Origin of the sequence: Pseudomonas tremae, from assembly GCF_001401155.1 — a bacterium.
In the GTDB taxonomy this organism is placed as follows: domain Bacteria; phylum Pseudomonadota; class Gammaproteobacteria; order Pseudomonadales; family Pseudomonadaceae; genus Aquipseudomonas; species Aquipseudomonas tremae.
The window spans coordinates 1-18,915 of record NZ_LJRO01000133.1; the positions used below are offsets into that span (position 1 = coordinate 1).

The 18,915-nt window shown below is 59.2% G+C and carries 17 protein-coding genes, 3 tRNA genes and 1 pseudogene; 1 reads left to right on the top strand and 20 read right to left on the bottom strand.

Features of this window, described 5'->3' with window-relative positions; translation table 11 throughout:
- Positions 1-291 (top strand): annotated as a pseudogene (locus ALO43_RS09395) (threonine dehydratase); the annotation flags it as partial.
- Between the two features lie 80 nt (positions 292-371).
- Here the strand turns inward: ALO43_RS09395 and ALO43_RS09400 are convergent.
- From ALO43_RS09400 to ALO43_RS09495, 20 genes are all read right to left on the bottom strand, one after another.
- The gene (locus ALO43_RS09400) at positions 372-1,199 is read right to left on the bottom strand and encodes a DUF2242 domain-containing protein (RefSeq protein WP_024670216.1); all 828 of its coding nucleotides are present in this window, start codon (positions 1,197-1,199) and stop codon (positions 372-374) included.
- Positions 1,200-1,421: 222 nt separating this feature from the next.
- Positions 1,422-1,498, bottom strand: a tRNA-Asp gene (locus ALO43_RS09405).
- Positions 1,499-1,613: 115 nt separating this feature from the next.
- Positions 1,614-1,690, bottom strand: a tRNA-Asp gene (locus ALO43_RS09410).
- An 84-nt stretch (positions 1,691-1,774) separates the two neighbouring features.
- Positions 1,775-1,850 (bottom strand) — tRNA-Val (locus ALO43_RS09415).
- A 149-nt stretch (positions 1,851-1,999) separates the two neighbouring features.
- Positions 2,000-2,806 (bottom strand): SDR family oxidoreductase, encoded by an 807-nt coding sequence (locus ALO43_RS09420; RefSeq protein ID WP_005892276.1) that lies wholly within the window; start codon positions 2,804-2,806, stop codon positions 2,000-2,002.
- Positions 2,803-4,014: an O-succinylhomoserine sulfhydrylase gene (locus ALO43_RS09425; RefSeq protein ID WP_054997417.1), complete on the bottom strand. Its 1,212-nt coding sequence runs from the start codon at positions 4,012-4,014 to the stop codon at positions 2,803-2,805. Before ALO43_RS09425 ends, ALO43_RS09420 begins: the two co-directional genes overlap by 4 nt.
- Positions 4,015-4,034: 20 nt before the next feature.
- Entirely contained in the window at positions 4,035-5,543 is a 1,509-nt protein-coding gene (gene purF / locus ALO43_RS09430; protein WP_005892270.1) for an amidophosphoribosyltransferase, read from the bottom strand.
- Positions 5,544-5,555: 12 nt separating this feature from the next.
- Positions 5,556-6,143: a CvpA family protein gene (locus ALO43_RS09435; RefSeq protein ID WP_024670215.1), complete on the bottom strand. Its 588-nt coding sequence runs from the start codon at positions 6,141-6,143 to the stop codon at positions 5,556-5,558.
- A gap of 118 nt (positions 6,144-6,261) precedes the next feature.
- Positions 6,262-6,921, bottom strand: coding sequence for an SPOR domain-containing protein (locus ALO43_RS09440; RefSeq protein ID WP_024690476.1), 660 nt, complete (start codon positions 6,919-6,921; stop codon positions 6,262-6,264).
- Positions 6,905-8,209, bottom strand: coding sequence for a bifunctional tetrahydrofolate synthase/dihydrofolate synthase (folC, locus tag ALO43_RS09445; RefSeq protein WP_054997418.1), 1,305 nt, complete (start codon positions 8,207-8,209; stop codon positions 6,905-6,907). The genes ALO43_RS09440 and folC overlap by 17 nt, the downstream gene beginning before the upstream one ends.
- Positions 8,206-9,126, bottom strand: a complete 921-nt coding sequence (gene accD, locus ALO43_RS09450) for an acetyl-CoA carboxylase, carboxyltransferase subunit beta (RefSeq protein WP_024670212.1) — start codon at positions 9,124-9,126, stop codon at positions 8,206-8,208. The genes folC and accD overlap by 4 nt, the downstream gene beginning before the upstream one ends.
- A 246-nt stretch (positions 9,127-9,372) precedes the next feature.
- Positions 9,373-9,993 (bottom strand): phosphoribosylanthranilate isomerase, encoded by a 621-nt coding sequence (locus tag ALO43_RS09455; protein ID WP_054997419.1) that lies wholly within the window; start codon positions 9,991-9,993, stop codon positions 9,373-9,375.
- Positions 9,994-10,053: 60 nt separating this feature from the next.
- Complete coding sequence (gene truA / locus ALO43_RS09460; protein ID WP_032618904.1) at positions 10,054-10,878, bottom strand: tRNA pseudouridine(38-40) synthase TruA; 825 nt, start codon at positions 10,876-10,878, stop codon at positions 10,054-10,056.
- 159 nt (positions 10,879-11,037) lie between these two features.
- Positions 11,038-13,869, bottom strand: coding sequence for a FimV/HubP family polar landmark protein (locus ALO43_RS09465; RefSeq protein ID WP_054997420.1), 2,832 nt, complete (start codon positions 13,867-13,869; stop codon positions 11,038-11,040).
- A gap of 109 nt (positions 13,870-13,978) precedes the next feature.
- Positions 13,979-14,992 carry an aspartate-semialdehyde dehydrogenase gene (locus ALO43_RS09470; protein ID WP_054997421.1) on the bottom strand — a complete coding sequence of 338 codons (1,014 nt, stop codon included), beginning with the start codon at positions 14,990-14,992 and terminating at the stop codon, positions 13,979-13,981.
- Positions 14,993-15,076: 84 nt separating this feature from the next.
- Positions 15,077-15,637 (bottom strand): DUF1285 domain-containing protein, encoded by a 561-nt coding sequence (locus ALO43_RS09475; protein ID WP_024670208.1) that lies wholly within the window; start codon positions 15,635-15,637, stop codon positions 15,077-15,079.
- Positions 15,638-15,658: 21 nt separating this feature from the next.
- Positions 15,659-16,261 carry a DUF4823 domain-containing protein gene (locus ALO43_RS09480; protein WP_024670207.1) on the bottom strand — a complete coding sequence of 201 codons (603 nt, stop codon included), beginning with the start codon at positions 16,259-16,261 and terminating at the stop codon, positions 15,659-15,661.
- A 103-nt stretch (positions 16,262-16,364) separates the two neighbouring features.
- Positions 16,365-17,024, bottom strand: coding sequence for a TetR/AcrR family transcriptional regulator (locus ALO43_RS09485; protein WP_005892252.1), 660 nt, complete (start codon positions 17,022-17,024; stop codon positions 16,365-16,367).
- Between the two features lie 151 nt (positions 17,025-17,175).
- Entirely contained in the window at positions 17,176-17,829 is a 654-nt protein-coding gene (locus tag ALO43_RS09490) for a LysE family translocator (protein WP_054997422.1), read from the bottom strand.
- 292 nt (positions 17,830-18,121) lie between these two features.
- Positions 18,122-18,907, bottom strand: coding sequence for a TatD family hydrolase (locus ALO43_RS09495; protein WP_005892246.1), 786 nt, complete (start codon positions 18,905-18,907; stop codon positions 18,122-18,124).
- Positions 18,908-18,915: the final 8 nt, after the last annotated feature.

Below are 18,915 nucleotides of genomic sequence, written 5' to 3' on the forward strand. Positions count from 1 at the left end.
ATTCGGCATATGGTCGGCGGGCATGCCGAGCGCGTCGACGATGAAGTGGTGCTGCGCTTCGAATTCCCGGAACGGCCGGGCGCGCTGTTCAACTTCCTCAACCGCCTGGGCGGCCGCTGGACCATTTCGATGTTCCACTACCGCAACCACGGCGCGGCAGATGGCCGGGTGGTGGCTGGTTTGGTGGTGCCAGAAGAAGAACGGCATCTGGTAGGCGCGGCGCTGGACGAGATCGGCTACCCGTACTGGGACGAGAGCGAAAACCCGGCGTATCGGTTGTTTTTGAGCTGATGCCGAAACGCGGAGCGTCCTGAAATGCATGCCGACGCGGAGCATCGGCACCATGGTTACCTGACGTTCTGAGTCAAACCTTACTGTATAGGGGCGTGCTCAAGCGGCACAGGGTTAGCTTTTTCTGTCGGCTCGGCGGCTGGCGCCTCGATGGTTTCTGCCTTGAAGGATGCAGGTTCGGCGGGGGCTGGCACAGGCTCGCTTGCCGCAGGCGGCGTGGCAGACTCCACAGCAGGCTCTACTGCCTTGGGTTTCGATTCCCTGGACTCCGGGGCCAGCCTGGACGGCTCCGCTGCCTTGGCCGGTTCAGCGGCGGCAGGTGCCACATCCGGAACGCCCAGGTCCGCCTTCGGCTTTTCTACAATATGCGCGGCCTTTTTCACTTCAGGTGGCAGGAAGTTTTCCACCAGACCGAAAAAGCGTTCATAGAACTTCGCCGACGAAACCGTCTCGCTGGCAACTTTGACCATCGAATCATCGGTAGAACCAATTGGCATCGAGACAGAACCCAATACTCCGACCCCGAGGCTGGCGGAGTTATTGGTCTTCTTCAGGGCATAACGGTCCTGCAACGCATTGGCGAACATGGTGGAGTTGCCATCTTTCATGTCAGCCGCACACACCAGATTGAAGCTGATCTCGATGTGAGTATCACCGGTTTGCTGAAAGCTCTTGCGACCGGCGACCATCTTCGGATCGTTGCTGGTGATGATGTAGCCCTGACTCAGCAAGGCACGTCGCCCCGCTTCGCAATATGCCAGGTCGGTCGCAGGATAGCTGCGTGAGAAGGTTCCGGCGTCGTCGAAGTGCTCGTGATCATAAATCGCCTGTTTGGGCGATGAACAGCCCGCTGCCATCAACAGGACAGAGGCCCACAATGCGGTGCGAAGGTTCAATAGCTTAAACATCGAGAATCCTGAGGAAGGAAGAATCTGCCAGCAAGACTGCGAACTGGGAAATGGCGGTAAGTCTGCAACAAGGGAGACGTTGTATCAACGTACAGTTCAAAAAGGATCTGAAAGCATTGCCCAGCCTCTATCTGCGCCGCATAAAACGCAGGCAACAAAAAAGCGACCCTTAGGTCGCTTTTCTGTTTGCTTCAAGGAGTTCAAGGGCCTTGAAGCGGTGTATGGCGCAGCGGACGGGACTCGAACCCGCGACCCCCGGCGTGACAGGCCGGTATTCTAACCGACTGAACTACCGCTGCGTATCGCTTTGAAACTGTTTGAAACAACCCTTAACAGGCTTGCTTCCTGTACATCTGACTGAAACGCCCTTTGGCTTTTCAATCGCAGACCCGGCGAACCCGATCTGTACAAATATGGCGCAGCGGACGGGACTCGAACCCGCGACCCCCGGCGTGACAGGCCGGTATTCTAACCGACTGAACTACCGCTGCGCATTGTGGACTTGCGTCCGTATAACCGTTTTTGAAAGCTCTCGTACTTCAGCCTTCAAACTCAACGATGCGCCAATCTTACGATGGTGGGTGATGACGGGATCGAACCGCCGACCCGCTGCTTGTAAGGCAGCTGCTCTCCCAGCTGAGCTAATCACCCTTTGCTTCGTTGAGGCCGCGAAATTTACGCACCTAACGAACCTAAGTCAATACCCTGATTGAAGTTTTTTGAAAAACCGCTTCAAACGCTGACCCTTTACCACACATCAAAAGAACAGCAAAGCACCAATCCCGCAACGCTGCGCAAAACTATTCAGCGTAGACCATTTTCCGGGTCATGCCGCCGTCTACGACAAACTCCTGACCGGTCACAAACCCGGCGTTTCGCGACAACAACCAGGCAACCATCGCCGCCACATCCTCGACTGTCCCTACCCTGCCCGCCGGATGCTGGGCATGATCGGTCTCGGACAAGGGTTCGGCGCGGCGCAACGACGGATCGCGCGCGTCAATCCAGCCAGGGCTGACCGCATTGACCCTGATTTCAGGCCCCAGACTGATTGCCAGCGCATGCGTCAACGCCGTCAGACCGCCCTTGCTGGCCGCATAAGCCTCAGTGTCGGGTTCCGACTGCCTGGCGCGCGTTGAAGTCAGATTGACGATACTGCCGCAGTGCGCACGCAAATAAGGCGCGCAGTGCTTGGCCAATAACATCGGCCCACCGAGATTGACCGCCAGTACCCGGTTCCAGTGAGACAGATCCAGGCTTTCGAGAGTGGTGTTATGCGGATCAGCGACCGCTGCGTTGCATACCAGTGCGTCCAGACGGCCGAACTTCCTGAGCACTTCAGCCACACCCTGGGCGACCTGCTCTTCACTCGCGACGTCCATGGCTATGAACAAAGCGTTGTCACCCAGCACGCGGGTTACTTTCGCACCGCGTGCACGGTCCAGATCGGTCAACACCACCTGCCAGCCTTCGGCAATCAGCCACGCCGCAATGCCCAGCCCGATGCCGCGCGCAGCCCCGGTCACCAGCGCGACGCGACCGTTGTGGGTACCTGCAAACTTCAGCGCCCACTCCTGACCTGTCTCAGCGCTCACCGTATCACTCACAACGCCGCCAGACCGCGTGCCAGGTCGGCCTGGAGGTCAGCAACGTCCTCAAGACCTACCGCCACCCGGATAAGACTGTCGCGAATGCCAGCCGCTTCACGCTCCTGCGGGGCCAGACGGCCATGCGAGGTTGTGCTCGGGTGGGTAATCGTGGTTTTGCTGTCGCCCAGGTTCGCGGTGATCGAGATCAGACGCGTGGCGTCGATAAAGCGCCATGCGCCATCCTTGCCACCTTTGACCTCGAAGCTCACGACCGCACCGAAGCCCTTTTGCTGACGCTGGGCCAGCTCATGCTGCGGATGGCTCTTGAGCCCGGCGTAGTGGACCTTCTCGATACCGTCCTGCTGCTCGAGCCATTCGGCCAGCGCCTGAGCGTTGGCACAATGAACACGCATCCGCAGGTTGAGGGTTTCGAGGCCCTTGAGGAAGATCCATGCGTTGAACGGGCTGAGTGTCGGCCCGGCCGTACGCAGAAAACCGACCACTTCCTTCATCTGCTCGCTGCGACCTGCAACCACACCGCCCATGCAACGGCCCTGGCCATCGATGAACTTGGTGGCCGAATGCACAACGATGTCGGCCCCCAGCAGCAACGGCTGTTGCAAGGCTGGCGTACAGAAGCAATTGTCGACGATCAGCATCGTGCCTTTGGCATGAGCGATCTCGGCCAGACCGGCGATGTCGACCAGCTCGGCCAATGGATTGGAGGGCGACTCGACGAACAGCATTTTGGTGTTGGTCTTGATTGCCGCTTCCCAACCACTCAGATCAGCCAGCGGAACGTAATCCACCTCGATACCGAAGCGCTTGAAATACTTGTCGAACAGGCTGATCGTGGAGCCAAAAACGCTGCGCGACACCAGAACATGGTCACCGGCACTGCACAGGCTCATCACCACCGCGAGGGTTGCGGCCATGCCGGTGGCCGTGGCGACGGCCTGCTCGGCGCCCTCAAGCGCGGCAATGCGCTCTTCGAAAGAGCGCACGGTCGGGTTGGTGTAACGCGAGTAGACGTTGCCAGGCACCTCGCCGGCAAAACGCGCAGCCGCATCGGCGGCCGTGCGAAATACGTAGCTGGAAGTAAAGAACATGGGGTCGCCATGTTCGCCTTCCGGTGTGCGGTGTTGCCCGGCACGTACGGCGAGGGTATCGAAACCCACGCCTTCAAGGTCGCTGTCCAGCCGCCCTGCATCCCATTCCTGAGTCATGCCGCCCACTCCTTGTCCGATTAGTTGTTGTACAGATCGATGATCGCACTCACGGCCTGAGTCTTGATCTTGGAAGCGTCGTTGCGCGCGCTCTCGATCCTGTTCAGATAATGTTCGTCGATGTCGCCGGTCACGTACTTGCCATCGAATACCGAGCAATCGAAGTTATCGATCTTGATCTTCTTGCTGCCGCTGACCGCTTCGATCAGGTCGTTCAGATCCTGATAGACCAGCCAGTCGGCACCGATGAGGTCGGCCACGTCCTGAGTCGTACGGTTGTGGGCAATCAGCTCGTGAGCACTCGGCATGTCGATGCCGTAGACGTTGGGGTAACGCACAGCCGGGGCCGCCGAGCAGAAGTAGACATTCTTGGCACCAGCTTCACGGGCCATTTGAATGATCTGCTTGCAGGTGGTGCCACGCACGATGGAATCATCCACCAGCATCACGTTCTTGCCGCGAAACTCCAGTTCGATCGCGTTGAGCTTCTGGCGCACGGATTTCTTGCGTGCGGCCTGACCCGGCATGATGAAGGTCCGACCGATGTAGCGGTTCTTGACGAAGCCTTCGCGAAACTTGACGCCCAGGTGGTTGGCCAGCTCCAGTGCCGCCGTACGGCTGGTGTCCGGAATCGGAATGACCACGTCGATGTCGTGATCCGGACGCTCGCGCAGGATCTTGTCGGCCAGCTTCTCGCCCATGCGCAGACGCGCCTTGTAGACCGAGATACCGTCGATGATCGAATCCGGGCGCGCCAGATAGACGTGTTCGAAAATGCACGGCGCGTACTTTGGGTTGGCGGCGCACTGACGGGTATGCAGCTTGCCGTCTTCGGTGATGTAGACCGCTTCGCCCGGTGCCAGATCACGAATCAGAGTAAAGCCCAGCACGTCCAGCGATACGCTTTCAGACGCGATCATGTACTCGACGCCTTCATCGGTGTGACGCTGACCGAACACGATAGGACGAATGGCATCCGGGTCACGGAAACCGACGATGCCGTAACCGGTGATCATCGCCACGACCGCGTAGCCCCCACGGCAGCGATGATGCACGTCAGTAACTGCGGCAAAGATGTCCTCTTCAGTGGGCTGCAACTTGCCACGCACGGCCAGCTCATGGGCGAATACGTTAAGCAGCACTTCCGAATCGGAGTTGGTGTTCACATGGCGCAGGTCGGATTCGTAAATCTCCTTGGCCAGTTGCTCGACGTTGGTGAGATTGCCGTTGTGCGCCAACGTGATGCCATAAGGCGAGTTGACGTAGAACGGCTGGGCTTCGGCCGAAGTCGAGCTGCCCGCCGTTGGATAACGCACATGACCGATGCCCATATGCCCGACCAGACGCTGCATATGTCGCTGATGGAACACATCACGCACCAATCCATTGTCCTTGCGCAGGAATAACCGGCCATCGTGGCTGGTTACGATACCGGCAGCGTCCTGGCCGCGGTGCTGGAGGACGGTAAGCGCGTCATACAGCGCCTGATTGACGTTCGACTTGCCGACGATACCGACGATGCCACACATGCGACACAACCCCTACTTAGTGGAACTGGATTTACCGAGCACATCCTGCTGTGGTGTAGACGGCAGGATCTGTTCCTTGAACGGCAGATCAGCGGGTATGCTGATGCCGCTTGCAAGCCACTTGCTGGACATCCCGAGAATCAGGTTTTTCGACCAGTCAGCAACCATGAGAAATTGCGGCACCAGCCTGGACTGCTGCCACCATTGATCCTGTTGTACCGGCCCCAGGCTCAACAGCCCCACCGCCACAACGACAAGCAGGCCTCCGCGCGCTGCGCCGAAGACCATACCAAGAAAACGATCGGTCCCGGAGAGCCCGGTGACGCGAATCAGTTCGCCTATCAGAAAGTTGACCATGGCGCCTACCAGCAGGGTGGCGACGAAGAGGATGGTACAGCTCGCAATGACGCGGGCCGAAGGTGTTTCTATGTAATTGACCAAGTACTGCGACAGCCCTGCGCCAAACATCCAGGCCACTACACCTGCAATGATCCACGTCGTCAACGACAGTGCTTCTTTTACGAAGCCGCGTTTCAGACTGATCAGGGCGGAGATGGCGACAATTCCCAGAATTGCCCAGTCAACCGGAGTAAATGGCACGTTGCAGCCTGCAGACAGATAAGGCGGCGCATTTTAGCAGAGCGCCTGCCTGCCGGTAAGCAGCGATTACCGGCAAGAGGCATTTTCCTGTACGGCGACGCCATCAGGCGCCGGACGGTCAGCCCCGCTCAGGCTGAAAGCGCACCACGATACCTTTGAGTTTTTGCTGCTTGTCGAGCTGATCGCGCAGACGATCGGCCTCTGCGCGCTCTATCAGCGGGCCGACAAACACCCGATTAACGCCATCGGACGTGCGAATGTAAGCGTTATACCCTTGGGTACGCAGGGTCTTTTGCAGGTTATCGGCATTGGCACGGTTGGACATGCTCGCCAACTGCACGGACCAGCTGACTGACAAACCATTGGCATCGACCCCAGCCGGTGCTGCAGGCTTGGCGGGAGCCGCTGGCGCGGGTGCGGGCGCAGTCACGGGTGCAGGTTTGCTGGCTGGCTTTGGCGCCGGCGCCTGTGCCGCAGGCGGTGCGCTCTGGGTGGCAGGAGCTGGTGCAATAGGCATCGACGGCGGCTGATTGCTGCTGCCGCTGTCATCCTCGCCCGGCACAGGCTCCTGAGGCAGGGCTTGAGGTTCCGGAACAGGTACTGGATCGACCTTTACTTGCGAGACTGCAGGGGCCTGAGGCGCAGAAGGCGCCTCAACCTGTACCTGACGTGTCTCATCTTCACGTGTGAAGAGCATGGGCAGAAAAATGACCGCTACAGCGATCAGCACCAGTGCTCCAACCATTCGCTGCTTGAATACGTTATCCAGCAAAGCCATTTGCAGCGTCCTCATCGGTATGCCGGGCCAGCCATTCCAGAGCCTCGGCAACACAGTAAAATGAACCGAACAGCAGAATCTCGTCATCGGTCGTGGCGTGCGCGCACTGAGCCTCGAGTGCCAGCGCAACACTCTGATAGGACGTCACGCGAGCACCAAGGTTCTCCAGTGCCGAATGTAACTCTTCTGCGCTGCGGCTGCGCGACGTGGGAAGAGGCGCAACCGCCCACTCATCGATCACCGCCGCCAGGGGCGTAATAACGCCGTCGAGGTCTTTATCACTCAAAAGCCCGAACACAGCTAGACGCCTGCCGGAAACCGGACGACGGGCCATACGCTGCGCCAGAAAATGCGCGGCATGGGGGTTGTGGCCCACATCCAGAAGCAGATTGAGCCGCCTGCCTTGCCAGCGGACTGTCCGGCGGTCGAGACGACCGGCCAGCCGGGTTTCGGCAAGCACCCGCCCTACTGCTTCCGGTTGCAGCGGATAACCCAGCAATGCAAACGCCTGAAGCGCCAGCGCGGCGTTCTGCATAGGCAGGTCGAGCAGCGGGAGATTATGCAGTTCGACCTGCTCACCAGCTGCCAGACCACGCCAGTTCCAGCTGTCATGCCCTGTCGACAGGTCGAAGTCCCGCCCTCGTAACAACAACGGGCAACCAAGCTCGCGAGCCTTGGCCAACAGGGGCTCCGGTGGCGCAGGATCACCACACAGGGCAGGACGGCCGGAACGGAAGATACCGGCCTTCTCGAACGCGACTGACTCGCGGGTATTGCCCAGGTACTCGGCATGATCAACACCGATGCTGGTAACCAGCGCGATATCCGGATCAACCAGATTTACCGCATCCAGACGTCCGCCCAGACCGACTTCCAGAACAGCCACATCGAGCTGTGCCTGTTCGAATAGCCAGAACGCCGCCAGCGTGCCCATTTCAAAGTAAGTCAGGGTGACATCGCCCCGCGCTGCTTCAACCGCGGCGAAGGCATTGCATAATTCAAGATCGGTGGCTTCGACGCCCTGCACCTTGACTCGCTCGTTGTAGCGAATCAGATGCGGCGAGCTGTAGATACCGACTTTAAGGCCCTGGGACTGCAACAGGGCGGCCACAAACGCACAGGTCGAGCCTTTGCCATTGGTGCCCGTCACAGTGATCACCCGGCGCGCCGGACGCAGCAGGCCCAACTGCTGCGCCACCTGTCGGGAGCGTTCCAGCCCCATATCGATGGCGCTGGGGTGCAGTTGCTCCAGATAAGCGAGCCAATCGCCCAGTGACCCTGGGGTCATATCGAGGCAGGTGCCGGCGGAACGACGATAGGCTCGATGACCGGCGCGACGAAACGTGGCGTCGGCAGATTCATCATTTGCGCCAGCAGATTACCCAGGCGCGGACGAAGCTCGCTACGCGCGATGATCATGTCGATCGCGCCGTGATCCAGCAGGAACTCGCTGCGCTGGAAACCTTCCGGCAGCTTTTCGCGAACGGTCTGTTCGATAACGCGAGGACCGGCGAAACCGATCAGCGCCTTTGGCTCTGCGACAATGACATCGCCCAGCATGGCCAGGCTCGCCGAAACACCGCCGTAGACAGGGTCGGTCAACACCGAGATGAATGGCAGCCCCTCTTCGCGAAGGCGCGCCAGAACAGCAGAGGTCTTGGCCATTTGCATGAGAGAGATCAGTGCTTCCTGCATGCGCGCACCGCCGGAAGCGGCGAAGCAGATCATCGGGCAACGATTTTCGAGGGCGTAGTTGGCAGCGCGAACAAAGCGCTCGCCGACGATGGCACCCATCGAACCGCCCATGAAGGAAAATTCGAATGCCGACGCAACCACGGGCATGCCCAACAGGGTGCCGCTCATGGAAATCAGCGCATCTTTTTCGCCGGTCTGCTTCTGGGCAGCCGTCAGGCGGTCCTTGTACTTCTTGCCGTCACGAAACTTCAGACGGTCGACCGGTTCCAGATCAACGCCCAGCTCTTCGCGACCCTCGGCATCCAGAAAAATGTCCAGGCGCGCGCGCGCACCGATACGCATGTGGTGATTGCACTTGGGGCAGACGTCCAGGGTCTTTTCCAGCTCCGGGCGATAGAGCACCGCCTCACAGGAAGGACACTTGTGCCAGAGGCCCTCGGGAACCGAGCTCTTCTTGACCTCGGAACGCATGATCGATGGGATCAGTTTGTCTACCAACCAGTTGCTCATGCTTTATATCTCCAGTACCGATGTGGCTTGAACGGCTAGCCATGACACGCCAGCCGCACGCCCTCAGCTAAATTCGTATGGACGATGGTGACGGAACGGCGATCGACCCCTGGCCAGACCTGCACACCCCCTCACTCCGCTTCTTCACAACGACGACGGCGCACACAGGCACCCTCGCTTACTTGATTCGACCCGCATCTCTGGCGGAACAGGCTTATGGACGGCGGCCGAAGCGCAACCGTCACATCAGGAGCCCTGGACCGCACTCATGAACGCAAGGATCTTTTCGCGATCCTTGATGCCTTTGCTCTTTTCGACGCCGCCACTGACATCCACTGCATAAGGCCTGACCTGAGCGATGGCCTGCGCCACATTGGCCGAGGTCAGGCCGCCTGCGAGAATGACCGGTTTGTCGAGATCATCCGGAATCAGTGCCCAGTCGAAGGTTTCGCCAGTGCCGCCCGGCACACCTTCTACGTACGTGTCGAGCAGCACGCCACGGGCATTACGATAGGCACGACAGGCACTGGCGATGTCATCACCCGCCTTGACCCGAAGCGCCTTGATGTAGGGGCGATGATAGCCGTCACACTCTTCCGGCGTTTCATCGCCGTGAAACTGCAGCATGTCCAGCGCAACCGCATCCAGCGTCTCGTTGAGCTCACAGCGACTGGCATTGACGAACAGCCCCACCGTGGTCACGAAAGGCGGCAACGCGGCGATGATCGCGCGGGCCTGAAGCACGGTCACAGCCCGCGGGCTTTTTGGGTAAAACACCAGACCAATGGCATCCGTCCCAGCCTCGACAGCGGCCAATGCATCCTCTATGCGGGTAATCCCGCAGATCTTGCTGCGAACGGCTGACATATGTTGAAAACCTCAGACCTTTCGGAAAGTCCCGGATGTTAACAAATGCTTTCCGGATCGTCAGCCGTCCAATTCGGCAAACCCCGTAAGAAAATGCGGACCGACGTAGCGTTCAGGCAACGGGAACTCGTCGCGGTACTCGACCTGCACCAGATAAAGGCCGTAAGGATGGGCCGTCACGCCACCGGTACGCCGAACCCGGCTTTCCAGAACATCACGCGCCCATTCGACCGGACGCTCGCCGGCGCCGATCGTCATCAGCACGCCGGCGATATTGCGCACCATGTGGTGCAAAAACGCGTTGGCGCGCACATCGATCACGATCATCTTGCCATGACGGGTCACACGCAGATGGTGCAGCTGTTTGACGGGCGATTTGGCCTGACACTGCCCGGCACGGAAGGCACTGAAATCGTGAGTGCCCACCAGAAATTCGGCGGCTTGAGCCATGCGCTCGACATCCAGCGGACGATGATTCCAGGTAATTTCCTGATTCAGGTGCGCAGGACGGATCTGATCGTTGTAGATCACGTAGCGATAACGACGCGCAATGGCCTTGAAGCGTGCATGGAAGTTGGCGGGCATGACTCTGGCCCAGGTAACGCTGACATCATGAGGCAGGTTGATGTTGGCGCCCATCACCCAGGCTTTCAAGGAACGCTCGGCAAGGGTATCGAAATGCACCACCTGCCCGCAGGCGTGTACGCCAGCGTCAGTGCGCCCGGCACACATCAGCGATACCGGTGACGCAGCAACCTTGGACAGTGCGTTCTCGAGTGTTTCCTGCACGGTGAGCACGCCGGACGCCTGACGCTGCCAGCCGCAGTAGCGCGAGCCTTTGTACTCAACGCCCAGCGCGATTCGGGAAAAGCCCTCGGCCGCCATCTCGGCAGCCGGGTTATCTATGTTCGCCAATGTGGTACAGCCTGTCGGTTCGCGAAAAGTCGGCCATTATAGGGCCGCAGAAAAAACACGCTACTCACGCCGACGGCTGAAAAACAAACGGCCGCGTAAGCGGCCGTTCGAGTGGGGGGCAGGTTTGAATCAGACCAACCGCGAAAGCATCTCGCGCGCCTCACTTTTCTGCCCGTCATCACCTTCGGTCACGACCTCGTCAAGGATGTCACGCGCTCCGTCTGCATCGCCCATATCGATATAGGCACGCGCCAGGTCCAGCTTGGTCGCCGCCTCGTCAGTACCGGCCATGAAGTCGAAGTCCGGCTCATCGTCCAGCGCTGCCGCGTCTTCGGCGGTAAACCTTGGCTCGTCGAGCGGCGGATGCTCAAGGTTCTGAGAAAGACGGTCCAGCTCGGCATTGACGTCATCGATTTCGGTCGCAAACGCCTGACTGGCCTGATCGGTTTCGATTTCGTCAGCCAGCGACAGATCAAAGTCTTCAGGCAGCTCTAGATCGTCGCTGATCGGCGGCACCGGCTTTGTCTCGACAGGATCGAGCGGATCGGTGCCGAGGCCCAGCAGGAAGTCATCTTCGTTCTTGAGCGCTGGGTCTTCCTCGGACAGGTCCAGGTCGAAATCGGCAAGTTCTTCAGGGACTGCTGCTGCGCGCGCTTCTTCCTGCTCGCGCATGATCGACTCAAAGCTCAGCTCGTCGTCGTCAGCCACCGCTGATATTTTCGGCTCGTCCAGCATCAGGTCATCGATGTCATCCACCGTGGAAACATCTGACGCAGGTGTTTCTTCGAACTCGTCGAGGCTCAGATCGAAATCGTTATCGAACGGATCCGCTTCCTCGGCAGGCGCAGTTGCCACCGGTGCTATCACCTCCGGCTCGACCGCTGCGACGGGCTCAGGCTCGAGCGCCGGTTCAGTTGCCTCGTCTGCCGAATTATCAGCCAGCAACTCTTCGACATATTTGGCGTCGAGTTCAGCGGCCAATGCAGCAGCACTGGCTGCTGCAGCTGCCGCAGCAATGGCAGGAGCTGCCGAAGCCGGTGCGGGTTCAGAAGCCAGCGGCGTAGCGGACTTCAGGGTCGAGTGACGTTCTTCAAGCTGCTCGACCTCAGCTTCAGGCTTTCCCGCAGCCACCAGTTTACGCTCGTGGGCGGCGTAGGCTTTGTTGTTGCCCTGCTCGGCGTAGATTTCCATCAGCTTGAGGCGGATATCATCACGCTGCGGATCTTCCTTGATAGCCTCCTCCAGCAACTCGATGGCCTGATTCATGCGGCCATAAGCAATATGAATCTCGGCCTGGACCAGCGCATCGGCTGGACGCTCGCGAGTCGCAGCTGTAGCGGCTGCCGCAGCACCGGCGCCCATACGGACATTGGGCGGTGGCACATCAAGCCCGTCGAAACTGGCCTGCGGCGAATCCATGTCCATGTCTGAAACGAACTCGGACTCTTCAGCCAGCGCCCGCGCCATGCGCTTGTGCTTCTCGGCTTCGGCTTTTGCCGCACGACGACGTGCCAGGAACAGCAGCAACAGCGCCAGGATCAGCAGCACAGCGCCCCCGACCAGGCCGAGCAGCACCGGATTATCGAGGATCTTCTGCAGCGTACTCTCATCATCTTCAGGAACGGCCACAGGCTCCACAGCCAGCGGTTGATCCGCAGCCGGTGTCGCCACCTCAGCCGCGCCTGCCGGCAACGCATCTTCAGGCGCAATCTCGCCAGCTGGCTTGACCGGGGCGCCATTGGCATCAACCAGAGAGGCCGGCACCGCTGCGTTGGCTGGGGTCGCAGCGTCAGGAGTTGCCGCAGGAGGCGGCACCGCAGCGCCAGCCGCTTGCATTTTGGCCAACTGACCGTTTTTCAGCTCGATGAGACGCTGAAGCTTGTCCAGCTGGCTTTGCAGATCGTTCATCCGGCTTTTCAGCTCGGCATTATCCCGGCGCGTGGTATCGAGCGCTTCCTGAGCGACCGCCAGCTTGTTGCCCAGATCACTGTCACCCGCTGCGCCTTTGGCGGCTGGCTTGCCGCTCGCAGACACCAGGCTGAGGTTGTCAGAAGCATCCACTTTGGAGGGCGCCGCACCGGCGCGATCACGCCGGGTGGCATCGACCTGACGCGGGCCTGCGGGTAGGCGACGGCCTTCGCGCCAGGCACTGTACTGTCGGGAAACTTCGGCAATCGCTTGAGGCTGTGGCAGTGCAGCGGTTTGCTGAGGTGTCGGCAGACGCAGCACCTGACCCTTTTTCAAACGGTTGATGTTGCCACCGATAAATGCGTCGGGGTTCAGCGCCTGAATCGCCAGCATGGTCTGCTGAACCGTACCGCCCTTACGTACCTTCGCGGCGATTTCCCACAAGGTGTCGTTATTGGCGGTGACGTATTGCGACTGTTTATCTGCGGCTGGCGGTGGCAATGCTGCCGGAACGGCTGCGGGCGTCGGGGCAGGTGCTTCGGGCGCCGGAGCTTCTGCCGACGGCTCCACTGTGGCCAGTTGCGCAGGTGCTGCGGGAGCCGCCGCAGGGGCCGGTGCCGGAGCAGCTGCAGCAGCGGCCGCCTCCGGAGAGTACTTCGGCGGGTCCAGCAGAAGACTGTAATCACGCACCAGTCGACCGTTCGGCCAAAGCACCTGAACCAGAAACTTCACATAAGGTACGCGCACCGGCTTGCTGGAGGTGATGCGCAGGACGCTTTTGCCATTAGCATTGATGACGGGGGTAAACGAAAGATCGTTCAGCAACTCCTGACGGGAGACACCCAACTGAGCGAAGTCAGCCGTGGTTGCCAGGCTGGGGACAATTTGCGCAGCATTGAGCCCCTGCGCATCAGTCAACTCGATTTCCGCTACCAATGGCTGATTCAGGGTCGACTTGACCGACAATTCCCCGAGCCCCAGCGCCTGCGCCATTCCCGATGACAGCGCTGAAGCCGCAGCGATTGCTAATACCAGTTTACGAACCTGAACCATAGCCCATCCCTTGTTTAAAGATTCTCCGATATCCGGAGAGGTAGTCCTGCATTTGGGTGTAAGGCGTCTCGCCGCTAAAATAATTGTTCAATGTGTTGCCAAGTATCTTTTACACATAATCTTTTATCAACAATTCGCCAACCTGCACAGCATTGAGCGCGGCACCCTTGCGCACGTTATCCGAGGTAAGCCACAGATTAAGCTGTTCCGCATCGTCCGTTCCGGCTCGAACCCGGCCTACATAGACCACATCCTGCCCCACTGCGTCACCGACCGGGGTCGGGTAATCACCGGCATCCACCAGTTCGACTCCGGCAGCGGCCTCAAGTGCGGTATTGACCGCAGTCAGATCAACCGGCCCGGCCGCGCGCAGCGAGACGGTAAAGCTGTCACCGAAGAACACCGGCACCTGGATGCACGTGGCCGATATCTTAAGTGACGGCAGGGCCAGCAGTTCGCGCAACTCGGTGACCAGACGCTTTTCCAGCGGAAGGTGACCCGACTCGTCGGGTTTACCCACCTGAGCCAGCACATTGAACGCCATCTGGCGGTCAAAAAAACGGGTTTCCAGAGGGCGGACATTGAGCAATTCAGTGGTCTGACGCGCCAGCTCACTGACGCCCTCGCGCCCCAGTGCGGAAACAGCCAGGCACGCCGTCACGCTCACGAACTGAATATCGACCAGCGCACGCAACGGGGCCAAGGCAAGCGCAACCGCTGTGGCCGCAGCACTCGGGCTGGCCACCAGGCATGGCGCGACGCCACAAATATCCAAAAGCGTAGCATTGATTTCAGGCACCACATTGGGCGCCTGTGCAAACGGGAAGGCGCCTGACAGATCGACAACCGAGCACCCCGCCGCTACCGCCTTTTCGGCGTAGCTGCGACTGATCGCCGGGCCAGCGGCAAAGAACGCCAGCCGGACTGTGCTGAAGTCGAACTCGTCGACTTCACGCACGCGCACATTCTTGCCCCTGAAAGGCACCGAATGACCGGCAGACTCGATGCTTGCCAGCAAGTGCAGACTGCCTACAGGGAAATTGCGCTCTCCCAGAACCTGGACAATGGTTTCGCCGACAGTACCGGTTGCGCCGACTACGGCGATATCAAAGGACTGGCTCATGCAAAAACCTCAGGAAAATCGGGGAGCGGCACTTTAACCGTCGTACTGCAAGCAAGCAATTCAAGCGACCAAATAGACTATTTTTCAAGGCTCGAGGCCAATCGGAAAGAACGTACCGTGACTCCAGACGCCCAGCCACTGCTGCCCGTCGATCTCGCGAGAAACCGCCAGGTCGACCAGCTGATAGAACACATTTCGATGAATCAGTGCTTCCAGATTGCTGCGCACCAGTACATAAGGAGCTGGCTCGCCGGTATGCGGATCTGTCACTACCCGTAAAGGATGCTCAGGACCGGCCTCTGCTTCGTCATCGACATGAGTCCGAAAGCGCAACACTTGCGCCTCGCCCTCTCCCACCACCTCAAGGCTGACCGCGATAAAAGGCGCGTCGTCCACCTTGATACCGACCTTTTCCACAGGGGTGACCAGAAAATAATCATCCCCATCGCGCCGCATGATGGTCGAGAACAGCCGGACCATAGGCTTGCGACCGATCGGCGTCCCTTGGTAATACCAGGTTCCGTCGCGGGCAATGCGCATGTCGATGTCGCCACAAAAATCCGGATGCCACAGATGAACAGGTGGCAACCCTTTGGTTTTGGGGATCTGCGCAAACAGATCGCCCGCCTTGCTTGAATCGGTCACTCAACTCTCCTGCAGCCAGCCCTAGCGCTCAACGCCCAAGAGTGTACGAGCGTAGTCCTCAAGTGGCGGGCCGAGCAAATCTTCAGGACTTGTATCGTAAAGCGTCAGCAATCCGCCACGACTGCGTATGCGTGCGCTGTCGATCAGGTAACGGGTGCTGGTTTCGATCAGCATGAGCTGAATGACGCCACTGTCCACACCCAGCCGATCTACCGCCTCCTGATCAGACCACTGATCAACATTGCCGATGCGGTCATCTGCCTTGGCAAAGCGGGTGTAGAGCAAATAATGTGCGCCGGCACTGCGCGCTTCGGTCAGCGCTTCGTCCAGGCCTAACGGGGCACGGGCACGGCGGACCATCGGAAAGTATTCGACGAAACCCTTGAAGGCCTCCTCGGCCACCACATTGGGACGCGGATAGGCATTGCCTGGCGGCACGAAGGCGCCTTGAGCAATGTAGATGAACGAGTCTGGCTGCACACGCCAGTTGGCCGTGCGGCGGGTATTGCTGTGGTCGAGCAGACCTGCGTCGCTGAACTGCTCGCGAACACCCTCGCCCATGTCACTGACTTTCATGCAGCCGCTCAGCGCCATAAGCGCGAGCAGCAGAACCAGGCTACGCATCATCCCCTCCCAGATGCCGGTGACGGAAAACCGGCGAATGGTCGTCGGATGCAGCTTCCGCGCCATCTCTGGGCCAGAGGCTCAAAACCGCGACGCAGCGTTATTACGCAGCGGGGTCGGGCTTAGGCTCTGCTGAAAGATCGATGTCGCGCTTGCGCTTGTTGCCCATGCGTACACCGATGTCCATGAGGAAATTGAAGAAGCCCTCCTGATCCTCCAGCACGTTGCTCCAGAACGGCGAGTGGTACAGCGCAACAGCACCATGCACCAATGCCCAAGCAGCACAGTAGTGGTAGTAAGGAGGCACATCTTCAAGCTTGCCTTCAGTGATGCGGCCTTTGATCAGCAGCGTCAGGCGTTCGAAGTTGGAAGCGCGGATCTTGTGTAGCTCTTCGACCAGCTCGGGCACCTGATTGCCCTTTACCACTTTTTCTTCCAGACGGTCGAACAAGCGATAGCGCTGTGGATCACGCATGCGGAATTCGAAGTAGGCACGCGAGAGCGCCTCCTTGTCCTTGTCGACGTCGGCAGAATGCAGCAGCTCGTTCAAGTCACGCTCATAGTCGAGCATCAGGCGAAGGTAGATTTCCGCCTTGGACTTGAAGTGCTTGTAGATGGTCCCTTTGCCAATGCCAACGGCGTCCGCGATCATTTCGACGGTGACGCTGTCTTCGCCCTGCTCCAGGAAAAGCTTTAGTGCGGTGTCGAGAATTTCCTGCTCACGGCGGCGAAATTCACGGACCTTACGAGGTTCTTTCTGCATGAGGAGGTCTGTCAGGATCGAAATCGAAGCAGGGTATTATGCCCAATCGGCGCTAAATTGCACGGATCATCGGTCCTTCCGGGTTATATCCATCCACTGGCAAATAACCTGCAGCAATTGATCATTATTCGGCCCCGCACTGACCAAAACGCTAAAGCGCTGGCAGTGAAGGCGTTGCTGCGACAAATTCCATGTACCCGGTGATGACAACGTACAGCGTGAAATAGGCAAAGATCAGCGCTGACGCAATGTAAGACCAGCGTAGCATTCGCTCCCCCATGAAACGCCCACCCTGATGAGCCAGCGCGCACAGGGAAATCGACCAGACCACACCAGCCGCGACAAACCCGGCCAGAAACGTCGAGGCACTGGTCAGATCAGAACCTTGCCGCGCGATGAGTGCGCCACCTACTGCCGCGAACCAGAGAATGGCGCTGGGCGATGACATGGCCAGAAAAATCCCGCGCAGGAACAGTGTCAGGTCGGACGTTTCTGGCTCGACATCAGCGCTCGCAAGGCCCTCGCTGACAGTGGTTGCGCTCATGATCATCCTGAAACAGAACCAGGCCAGAACCGCGGTTCCGCCCAGCCACAGCACATAACGCACGGCCTCGTACTGAAGAAGCACCGCCATGCCAAGCATGGCCAGAATCGCGTAAGTCAGATCGCCGACGCAGGTGCCCAGGCCAAGCCAAAGCCCCTTGGTAAAGCCACGCTGCATGGACAGGGTTATCATGGCGATGTTTGCCAGGCCAATATCCAGGCACAACGAAAGACTCAATAGAAACCCGTTGGAAAACTCCACTGACAACCTCGACCAGACCCGCGATGTTCGTTTTGGCGCACCGATGCCCTCATCTGTTCAATAAGGACTCAACAAGCGCTTTGGTATTCCAAAACTGTTTAAAAAACGACCAGAAGGCGCTGGAAGACTTACCATTCTGGTCAATACTCAAGGCGCTGGTGCCTCATTCCCCCAAATGATGCACCTGCAAAGGTGCCAACGGACCGAGTGCCTTTGTTTTACTCCTAATGGTCTTGACCCGGTTTCACCCCCCCAGAATCCGGGTTTTTTTTGCCTGCAATTCGAGGCTTGCTCAGCGCTGAAGATGGGCCAGCGGGAACAGGCGAGAGAAATTGGCAGTGGTCTGCTCGGCGAATCGCTCGTAAGGCTCACCGCGAAGCATTGCCAGAAATTCGGCCACCTCACGCACATACTGCGGCAGATTTGGCTTGCCCCGGTAAGGAATGGGGGCGAGATAAGGCGAGTCGGTTTCGACCAGCAGACGATCGGCAGGCACCTGCCTGGCCACATCACGCAGGGCATCGGCGTTGCGAAACGTCACGATACCGGACAGCGAGATGTAGTACCCCATATCCAGCGCGGCCTTGGCCATTTCCCAGTCTTCAGTGAAACAATGCAGCACGCCGGCCTGAGGCAAGGCCGCTTCACGCAACAGGCTCAAGGTGTCGGCACGGGCACCGCGGGTATGGATGATGACCGGCTTTTCAGTGGCTCTGGCCGCCTCAAGGTGTATTCGGAAGGACGCCTGTTGCAGCTCGGCGGCTTCAGGTTCGTAGTGGTAATCCAGACCGGTTTCACCAATCGCTACCACACGCGGGTGGTCCAGCTCTTTGAGCAGCCAGTCCAGCGGCGGCATTTCACCCGGTTTGACGTCCAGCGGATGAATGCCAACCGAGCAGTCGACATCGGCATAGCGTTCGGCAAGAGCCTTGACCGCACCGGCATTGTCGGCGCTGACGCCGATACACAGAAAGTGTCCGACACCCCGGCCCCGGGCGGCCTCAAGGGCTGCGTCCAGGGAGCCATCGTGCTGGGCGAGGTCAAGGCGATCAAGGTGACAATGAGAATCTACAAGCATGGGCAAGG